Source organism: Deltaproteobacteria bacterium (genome assembly GCA_013151235.1).
Lineage (GTDB): Bacteria > CG2-30-53-67 > CG2-30-53-67 > CG2-30-53-67 > CG2-30-53-67 > JAADIO01.
Window position 1 is genome coordinate 21,434 of record JAADIO010000027.1, and the last position, 9,071, is coordinate 30,504.

At 55.0% G+C, this 9,071-nt stretch carries 9 protein-coding genes; 7 read left to right on the forward strand and 2 right to left on the reverse strand.

What is annotated here, in order from left to right; translation table 11 throughout:
- Window positions 1-121: 121 nt before the first annotated feature.
- From GXP58_05285 to GXP58_05315, 7 genes are all read left to right on the forward strand, one after another.
- Window positions 122-310, forward strand: coding sequence for a ferredoxin (locus GXP58_05285; GenBank protein ID NOY53020.1), 189 nt, complete (start codon window positions 122-124; stop codon window positions 308-310).
- Between the two features lie 6 nt (window positions 311-316).
- Complete coding sequence (locus tag GXP58_05290) at window positions 317-658, forward strand: hypothetical protein (GenBank protein NOY53021.1); 342 nt, start codon at window positions 317-319, stop codon at window positions 656-658.
- A gap of 35 nt (window positions 659-693) precedes the next feature.
- Window positions 694-918, forward strand: coding sequence for a cytosolic protein (locus GXP58_05295; GenBank protein NOY53022.1), 225 nt, complete (start codon window positions 694-696; stop codon window positions 916-918).
- A 45-nt stretch (window positions 919-963) separates the two neighbouring features.
- A complete protein-coding gene (locus GXP58_05300; protein NOY53023.1) occupies window positions 964-1,257 on the forward strand; it encodes a zinc ribbon domain-containing protein in 294 nt (97 codons plus the stop codon).
- A gap of 76 nt (window positions 1,258-1,333) precedes the next feature.
- The gene (locus GXP58_05305; protein NOY53024.1) at window positions 1,334-2,227 is read left to right on the forward strand and encodes a glycine--tRNA ligase subunit alpha; all 894 of its coding nucleotides are present in this window, start codon (window positions 1,334-1,336) and stop codon (window positions 2,225-2,227) included.
- Window positions 2,228-2,252: 25 nt separating this feature from the next.
- On the forward strand, window positions 2,253-4,322 hold the full coding sequence (locus GXP58_05310) for a glycine--tRNA ligase subunit beta (protein NOY53025.1): 2,070 nt from the start codon (window positions 2,253-2,255) through the stop codon (window positions 4,320-4,322).
- Window positions 4,323-4,562: 240 nt separating this feature from the next.
- Window positions 4,563-7,262: a pyruvate, phosphate dikinase gene (locus tag GXP58_05315; protein NOY53026.1), complete on the forward strand. Its 2,700-nt coding sequence runs from the start codon at window positions 4,563-4,565 to the stop codon at window positions 7,260-7,262.
- A 127-nt stretch (window positions 7,263-7,389) separates the two neighbouring features.
- On the opposite strand, the gene GXP58_05320 is transcribed toward GXP58_05315, so the two are convergent.
- Window positions 7,390-7,812 carry a hypothetical protein gene (locus GXP58_05320; protein NOY53027.1) on the reverse strand — a complete coding sequence of 141 codons (423 nt, stop codon included), beginning with the start codon at window positions 7,810-7,812 and terminating at the stop codon, window positions 7,390-7,392.
- A 17-nt stretch (window positions 7,813-7,829) separates the two neighbouring features.
- A complete protein-coding gene (locus GXP58_05325) occupies window positions 7,830-8,729 on the reverse strand; it encodes an Mrp/NBP35 family ATP-binding protein (GenBank protein NOY53028.1) in 900 nt (299 codons plus the stop codon).
- Between the last annotated feature and the right edge of the window lie 342 nt (window positions 8,730-9,071).

The following is a 9,071-nucleotide window of genomic DNA, read 5'->3' on the forward strand; positions in this document are numbered from 1 at the left end:
TTACCATCGGACACCGAAATTTTGCCGTCGGCTTGACCCTTTTCGGGGAATTTGCTAAGTTTAATACGGGCGATGTAATTTTATTTTATCTTGAATGGAACCGTTTGATGAGGAATAGGAAATGACCCCTGTCGTGGATGAGGAGAAATGCATCGGTTGTGGAAGCTGTTCGGATATTTGCCCGGCCGTGTTTTTTTTAAATGAGGATACGGAAAAGGCGGAGGTGATCGACGAAGACGGGTGCGACATTGCCGGTTGCTGCGAAGCTGCTGCCGAGAACTGTCCCGTGGATGCGATCACTCTCGAATAACAGGTTATGAATATCGATTCCTATGATTTCGGCAGGTTGGTGGTGGAAGGGAGGGAATACCGCAACGATGTCATCCTGCTTCCCGGCCGGGTGATCGACCCCTGGTGGCGCAAGGAAGGGCATCGGTTGCAGGAGGAAGATCTGGCATCGGTGATGATGGTTCCTCTTCGGCTCCTGGTGATCGGGACCGGGATGGATGGGAAGATGCAAGTTCCGGAAGAAGCGGTTTCCTTCCTGCGGGATGCGGGGGTCGAGCCAATGGTGCTGAAAAGCCGTGAAGCCTGCAGAGTATTTAATGAGGAATCGAAGCAAGGAGGCGTGGCCGGAGCTTTCCATCTGACCTGCTGAGACAGGAGAGAGTGAAACAGGAGAGGGAAAGTTTTATGAACTATGCAAAGATAAAAAAAGCGTGTCCCAACATTCAGCAGAATCTGTCGGACTGTAACTGTTCCTATACTTCCTGTGACAAGACTGGACTCTGCTGTCGTTGCGTGGCCTATCATCGGGCGAATCGTGAACTGCCGGCCTGCTTCTTTCCTGATGACGTGGAAAAGGGATGGGACCGCTCCTTTCGTAATTTTATCGAGACCTGGAAAGACAAGGTCTGAACCGCCTTCAGGGTAGATCAATTTTTCACTGATGGAGAGATCGTTATGAGCTTTGAAAACGCCTGTCCCGGGTCCAAAAAATTTATTCAGCCGTCTCCCGAAGAATTTTGTTGCAAGGAATGCGGCGCCAGGGTGGAGATCTGGTCCGACGAAATGACCGCCGAATGCCCCCGGTGCGGCGGGAAGGTGAGCCGCGTCAAGGAGGCGACCTGTCTGGATCACTGCCCGAAGGCGGAGCAGTGTCTCGGCGTGATGAAATACAATAAACTTCTTCGCGACGGGATGATCACGAAGAAAAACCTCTCCGGAGAATCTTCCGAAACCTCGGAAAAAGATTAGATTTTCTTGACAAAGTTTATCTTACTTTGTTACCATTCCCCGTTGTCTGCATTTTAATGAATTGGAGCAGGAACCGGTGACGTTTCAGGAATTGATACTCGCCCTGCAGGGGTTTTGGGCCAAAAAAGGGTGTCTGATCCATCAGGGGTATGATACCGAAGTCGGGGCGGGGACCTTCAATCCGGCCACCTTCTTGAGAGCCCTTGGTCCGGAACCGTGGAACGCCGCCTACGTGGAGCCGTCCCGTCGGCCGACGGACGGCCGGTATGGGAATAACCCCAACCGCCTGCAACACTATTATCAATTTCAGGTCGTGATGAAACCCTCTCCCAAGGAGATTCAGGATGTCTATCTGGAAAGTCTCGTGGAGATCGGGATCGACCCGCTGCAGCACGATATCCGTTTCGTGGAAGACGACTGGGAATCCCCGACATTAGGGGCTTGGGGGCTCGGGTGGGAGGTCTGGCTCGACGGGATGGAGATTACCCAGTTTACTTATTTTCAGCAGGTGGGCGGCATCGACCTGACCCCGGTCACGTCGGAGATCACCTATGGACTGGAGCGGATCTGTATGTACTTGCAGCAGGTGGACAACGTCTATGCCCTGCAATGGGACCAGAGGCTGACCTACGGAGACATTCATCACGAAGATGAGGTGCAGTTTTCCCGCTACAATTTTGAAGAGGCCGATGTGGCCATGCAGTTGACACTTTTTGATCTGTATGAGAAGGAATCCCTCCGCCTGAGCAAGGCGGGGCTGGCCCTTCCCGCTTACGATTACTGTCTAAAATGTTCTCATGCCTTCAATATGCTTGATGCCCGGGGTGCCATCAGTGTTACGGAACGGACCGGCTACATCGGCCGGGTCCGGAACCTCGCGCGAAAATGTGCCCGGGGGTATCTGGAACTCCGTGAAGAGAAGGGATTTCCCCTCACAGAAAAGGCATCCGAGCCGTCGGTAAAGAGCTGACGATCTCCCGAGGAAAAGCCGTTCCATGGTCAAAGAACTGTTGCTGGAAATCGGAACCGAAGAGATCCCCGCCGCTTTTCTGCCCGGGGCGATGGCGCATCTGCAGACTCTCTGTGAAAAATTCTGTGCCGAGGAACGGTTGTCCTTCAACGCGGTCCGGTGCTACGCCACCCCGCGCCGGCTGATTCTCCATGTGGAAGGTCTGGCCGATCGTCAGGAAGATCTGAGCCGGAAGGTGATCGGTCCGCCCAAATCCGCAGGTTACGACAAAGAAGGGAATCCCACGAAGGCCGCCACCGGTTTTGCCCGGAGCCAGGGAGTGGAGGTCTCCGACCTGATCATTGAGGAGACCCCCCGGGGAGACTATCTTGCCGTCATTCGGGAAGAAACCGGCCGGGAGACGCCGGAACTTCTCTCCGACGGCTTGCCGAAAATAATCACTTCCATTCATTTTCCCAAATCGATGCGCTGGGGAAGCGGGACGCTTCGCTTCGTCCGTCCGATTCACTGGGTTCTGGCGATTTATGATGATGCAGTGATCCCTTTCGAGATTGACGGGATCCGCAGCGGGAATCTTTCCCGGGGGCACCGCTTCATGAGTCCCGGCTCGTTTACCGTACACAGCTACAAATCCTACAAGGCCTCCGCCCGCGAGCGTTTCGTCATGTACGATCTTCAGGAGCGGGTGGATGTCATACATCGCCAGATTTCAGCGATTGAAAAAGAGGTGAAGGGGAGGGTGATCCCGGATGAGGCGTTGCTTCAGGAGGTGGCCTGCCTGGTGGAGTTTCCCACGGTCCTCTGCGGCGGCTTTGATACCGATTTTCTTGCGATCCCCCGGCAGGTGTTGATTACGTCCATGCGGGAACATCAACGCTATTTCTCCATGGAAAACAAAAAGGGCGATCTGATTCCCTATTTCATCACCGTGAGTAATACCCGTCCCAAGGATACGTCGACGATTGTCGCCGGCAACGAACGGGTGTTGCGGGCCCGGTTGACGGACGCGGCCTACTTCTTCGAAACCGATCGGAAACATTCCTTGTCGGACTTTACTGCATCCTTGCAAGGGGTGACCTTTCAAGAAAAGTTAGGAACCTTGGCGGAGAAAGTGGAGCGGATCCGGAAACTGGCTCAGGGACTGGCGGAAAAGATCGGCCTTATCGACCCGGATGCATTGGACCGGGTGGTGTCGCTCTGCAAGGCCGATCTCTGTACGGAGATGGTCGGAGAGTTTCCTTCCCTGCAGGGGGTGATGGGGCGGGAGTATGCTCTTCTGTCCGGAGAGTCCGATGCCGTTGCCTCTGCTATCGAGGAGCATTACCGGCCCCGTTTCGTGGGAGATCTTCTCCCGGAGAGCGACCTGGGCGCCGTGGTGAGCCTGGCCGACAAGATGGATACCATTGCCGGCTGTTTTGCGGTTGGGCTGAAACCTTCCGGTTCCGTCGATCCCTATGCCCTGCGTCGTCAGACCCTGGCGATCCTGGGAATCCTGCAGAAGAAAGGATATCCCGTGGGATTGGGAGAGATGACCGAGGTTGCACTGCAGGCGTTACAGGGGAAAGTCGATGTGGATACCGGAGCGTGCCGTGATGAAATCCTCGGCTATTTCAGGGGAAGGCTTTCCGCAATGCTAACGGGTGAAGAACATCGATATGATACGGTCGATGCCGTTTTAGGGGCCGGTTTTGACCGTGTTCGAGAAACCCGGGCCCGGGTGGAAGCACTCTCCCGTTTTCGGGAGGAGCCTCTCTTTGAGCCCTTTACCGTGGTCTGCAAGCGGGCGATGAATATCATCAAAGATCATCATGGGAGTGATGTCGACCCGGCCCTGTTTAAAGAAACCTGTGAGCGGGATCTCTTCGAGGCGGCGGCGAAGGTGGAGGACGAGCTTCCGGCGTTGCTGGATACGGGTCAATACGGTGGGGCGCTGAATGCCATTGCTGCCTTGCGGGACCCGATCGATCAATTTTTCGAAGGGGTCCTGGTCATGGACAAGGAGAAGGCGATCCGGAACAACCGGCTTGCCCTGCTGACCCGTATTGCCTCATTGATTTCTCCGATTGCCGATTTTTCCAGGATTGTCATTGAATGATTTCCTTTTTGGTTGCCTCGGCTCCGGATTTCATTTATATTGTCTCATCCGGTTGACAAATGATGCTGGTTGTAAATCGTGCGGCGCTCGAATGTCCGCCTGCGTGTTGCATGCAAACAGCCTGCTGCATCTATCCGGCAGGCATTGCACACCGACCTGTTGACCGGTTTGCAGGGAAGATCCCGTAAATCAAGAAACCTGAATACTGGTTTGGCTTTTCATTTTGGAAGGGAGGAAGTAATGGCCAAGAAGAATAAGTACGTATACCTCTTTGCAAATGGGAAGGCGGATGGAAAAGGGACCTGGAAGGAGCTCCTCGGCGGAAAGGGCGCCGGTCTGGCGGAGATGACCAACCTTGGAATCCCTGTTCCCGCCGGTTTTACGATTACCACGGATGTTTGTACGGAATTCTACAAAAACCGTCGGAACTACCCCGCCGGTCTGAAGCAGCAGGTGGAAGACGCCCTGGCAAAGGTGGAGAAGGCGATGGAAATGAAGTTCGGCGACCCGGAAAGGCCTCTGTTGGTTTCCGTCCGTTCCGGTGCCCGGCAGTCGATGCCGGGCATGATGGAAACGGTCCTGAACGTCGGTTTGACCACCCGGACGATTCCCGGCATGATCGCCCGGAGCGGTAACGAGCGCTTTGTCTATGATGCCTATCGCCGCCTGATCATGATGTATGCCGATGTGGTAATGGAGAAGGCCGCAGGGATCGAACCCCAGGAAGATCAAGGGATCCGCCAGCAGTTTGAGCATGAAATAGAAAAGATGAAAAAGGCAAAGGGGTACGAATCAGATACGGACCTGTCGGTCGATGATCTGAAAAAACTTTGTACTCTCTTTAAAAAGAAGATCCGGAAAGTTCTGGGGAAGTCCTTTCCAGACGATCCCATGGAACAACTCTGGGGCGGGATCGGCGCCGTTTTTCTTTCCTGGAACGGGAAACGGGCGATTTCCTACCGGAAGATCGAAGGGATTCCGGAAGAATGGGGGACGGCGGTCAATGTCCAGTCCATGGTCTTCGGAAACACCGGAGCGCAAAGCGGCACAGGCGTTGCCTTTACCCGAAACCCGGCCACGGGTGAGCATGTCTTCTTCGGTGAATATCTGATGAATGCACAGGGCGAAGATGTAGTGGCCGGGACCCGGACACCGCAACCGATCAACAAAAAGCAGAAGGGGAGCAGCAAACTCCAGTCTCTGGAAGAAGAGATGCCTCGGATTTACAAACAACTGGTCAGAATTCAGAAGAAGCTGGAGACTCACTTTCGGGATATGCAGGACCTGGAGTTTACCATTCAGGACGGGAAGCTCTGGATGCTTCAGACCCGCGTCGGGAAACGGAACGGGACGGCCGCCGTACGGATGGCCGTGGAAATGGCCAAGGAGCGTCTGATCTCTCAGAAAGAGGCCCTGCTTCGGGTTGCGCCCCACCAGTTGGATGAACTCCTTCATCCCATGGTTGATCCCGCAGCGGAGAAGAAAGCCAGAGTCCTTGCGAAAGGACTTCCCGCCGGACCCGGTGGGGCCTGGGGACAAGTGGTCTTTACCGCCGATGATGCGGAATCCTGGGCCAAGAAAGGGAAGAAGGTGATCCTGGTCCGGAACGAGACTTCCCCCGAGGATGTCCACGGAATGCATGCCGCGGAAGCGGTGCTGACAGCCAAGGGTGGAATGACGAGCCACGCCGCCCTGGTTGCCCGCGGATGGGGAAAATGCTGTATCGTGGGATGCGGCGACCTGGACATTAATCTGAAGAAACGGGAAGTCTCCGTCGGGAAGGTGGTGATCAAGGAAGGGGAATGGATCACCTTGAATGGAACCAGGGGGCTGGTCTATCCGGGGAAGTTGAACCTGCACTCCGTCGATCCGGAGAAAGACCCCCATTACAAGACCCTCATGAAATGGGCGGACAAGACCCGGAAACTCGGGGTCCGGACCAATGCCGAATCACCGGCCGATGCGGCCCTGGCACGGACTTTTGGTGCCGAGGGGATCGGCCTCTGCCGGACGGAACATATGTTCTTCGGACCGGAGCGAATCAAGGCGATTCGTGAGATGATTGTCGCCGAGGATGACGCCGGACGGCGTAAAGCCGTGATGAAGCTTCTGCCTTTTCAGAAAAAAGATTTTATGGGAATCCTCAAGGCAATGGAAGGATGCCCTGTGACCATCCGGACCCTCGACCCGCCGCTTCATGAATTCGTCACCCTCGACAAGCAGCAGACCCGGGAGCTTGCGAAAGACCTCGGGATAACCACGAAGAAGCTGGAAGCACGCATCGCCCAGCTCCATGAACTTAACCCGATGCTGGGACACCGGGGCTGCCGTCTCGGGATCACCTATCCGGAGGTTACGGAGATGCAGGCTCGGGCGATCTTTGAAGCGGCCGCCGAGCTGACCCGAAAAGGGCACAAGGTTTATCCCGAAGTAATGATTCCCCTCGTGGGGAGTCCCTCGGAGTTGGAGAATCAGCGGATCCTTGTGGAAAATGTCGCTCGGGAGGTCACGCAGAAGAAAGGGAAATTCCCCTACATGATCGGAACGATGATCGAGGTGCCGCGGGCCTGCGTTGCCGCGGATAAGATCGCAGAACACGCGGAGTTTTTCTCCTTCGGCACCAATGATCTCACACAGACGACCTTTGGCTTTTCCCGCGACGATATCGGTTCTTTCCTGCCGGAATACCTTGACCGGAAGATCCTTACGGCGGATCCTTTTCAGACACTGGATCAAAGCGGTGTCGGCGAGTTGGTGGCCCTTGGAGTCCGGAAAGGGAGAAAAACCCGAAAGAATCTGAAGATTGGGATCTGCGGTGAGCACGGCGGTGATCCTGCATCAATCGAGTTCTTTCATCGTGTCGGGCTGAATTATGTGAGCTGTTCCCCCTTCCGGGTGCCGATTGCCCGTTTGGCCGCGGCCCAGGCGGCATTGCGGTAAGCAGGGCGGGCTGATTTCGGCCTGCGGCTTGCGGGATGGGCTAAAAGGAGGCAGGCCTGTTCGTAAACCCTCTGACATACCCGGAGGGCCTGCCTGTTCAGGCCCGTCCGCAGACAGGCCTCCGTATTTATGAACAGGGCCATGACACAATCCTTTTGTACACTTTCGGGGAATAGACTCGAAAGAAGAAAAACTGTAAAAAGAACTCAGGGTCTGATAATCGCCTGAGTGGTTGACTAGTTTGACCCTGTTGCCCCGACGGCTTGTCCGTCGGGGCCTTTTTGTTTTTTTCGGCATGGACGGGTAGCGGACCTACGAAGCGGTCACCCGGATACATCCCGGCCAAAAGGCCGTCGCCGCCAGCGGCTTCTCCCGGGACGATGAGGTGAAGAAAGCGCAGGCGTTTGACGTTGGACAGTTTATCAAGAAACCATACTTGATCACGCAGATCGGGCTGGCTGTTCAACAAGCCTTGCAAGATTGATTGTTGGGAATCGGGCTGCACATGGATAGGTCCGTATGCAATGTGCAGCTCGACCCTATAAGTCATCCTCCTTTGGAACCGGCTCAAATACCGCCGTTTTTATGCATCGGGCCACGAAGTTCCAGCAGTGTTTTGATGGTCGGCTCAAAGGCCTTTGCCGTGTTGCTCTGACCATAAGTATCCATGAACGGTTTTCCCCGATCGCAGGATTCGACCATGAGCGGATCGATGGGAATGCGTCCGAGGAAGGGGACATCAAGTTCCGTGGCCATTGATTGGCCTCCCCCCCTGCTGAAGATGTCGACATGTTCTTTACAGTTCGGACAGACGAAGCCGCTCATGTTCTCAATGACGCCCAAAACAGGAAGGTTTGTATTCCTGCAAAAGGTAATGGAGCGCCTCACGTCGGCTACGGCGATACCCTGAGGCGTCGTCACCACGACCGCTCCGTCGGCATCTTCCAGAAGCTGGACGACGGAGAGTGGTTCGTCGCCCGTCCCCGGGGGACAGTCCACAATCAGATAATCGAGTACACCCCACTGCACCTCCGTAATAAACTGCCGGATCAGACCATGCTTCAATGGGGCCCGCCAAATGACGGCGTGGTCCCGATCCGGGACCAGGAAACCGATCGACACCACCAGCAGGTTCGGATTATAACGGATCGGAACAAGACCGTCCGGAGATTTCTTCGGGACCCCATCTTCCAGCCCAAGCATTCTGGGAATGGAAGGCCCATGGATGTCGATGTCCATCAACCCCACCCTCTTGTCCTGAAGCGACAGGGCCACGGCCATGTTGGCCGCCACGGTACTCTTGCCCACCCCTCCCTTGCCTGAAAGAACGATGATCTTGTGCTTGATGTTGCAGGTGATGTTCTGAACCTCAAGTCGATCTTTCAGTTCGTCCAGGGCTTCCTGATCCGGATGCCCTCCGGATGCACAACTTCCACAATTGTTCTTCTCTCCATTTTCTTCGCTCATTTCCAACCTCCTTTGAGTCTTTGTCGGTTCCGTGGGACAGGGCTTGTCGGCGTAACGATCCCGGAAAACACCCGTCCCGGAATAATGTGTATATGCACGTTATAGTAAATCCGGGATGGACTGTCAAGGAATTTCTGAAAGTTGTGTTTGTCTTCGGTTTGTTCTTTGATAGTCTCGTAAAAAATCACGAAGCCCTTCGGCCGACTCAGGACAGGGCCCTTCGATGCTTCGATAAACTCAGCACAGGCCCGCTCAGGACGAACGGTGTAAGTTATTGATATTCCGTTTGTGTGGTTCGGCGAGCTTCCGGGCATGTGGTTCGGAAAGTTTAATGGACCGTTC

Bases quoted from the DNA above. Each gene is read 5' to 3' on its own strand.
- GXP58_05285 (NOY53020.1), top strand. From the start codon at position 122: ATGACCCCTGTCGTGGATGAGGAGAAATGCATCGGTTGTGGAAGCTGT.
- GXP58_05290 (NOY53021.1), top strand. From the start codon at position 317: ATGAATATCGATTCCTATGATTTCGGCAGGTTGGTGGTGGAAGGGAGG.
- GXP58_05295 (NOY53022.1), top strand. From the start codon at position 694: ATGAACTATGCAAAGATAAAAAAAGCGTGTCCCAACATTCAGCAGAAT.
- GXP58_05300 (NOY53023.1), top strand. From the start codon at position 964: ATGAGCTTTGAAAACGCCTGTCCCGGGTCCAAAAAATTTATTCAGCCG.
- GXP58_05310 (NOY53025.1), top strand. From the start codon at position 2,253: ATGGTCAAAGAACTGTTGCTGGAAATCGGAACCGAAGAGATCCCCGCC.
- GXP58_05315 (NOY53026.1), top strand. From the start codon at position 4,563: ATGGCCAAGAAGAATAAGTACGTATACCTCTTTGCAAATGGGAAGGCG.
- GXP58_05320 (NOY53027.1), bottom strand. From the start codon at position 7,812: ATGACTTATAGGGTCGAGCTGCACATTGCATACGGACCTATCCATGTG.
- GXP58_05325 (NOY53028.1), bottom strand. From the start codon at position 8,729: ATGAGCGAAGAAAATGGAGAGAAGAACAATTGTGGAAGTTGTGCATCC.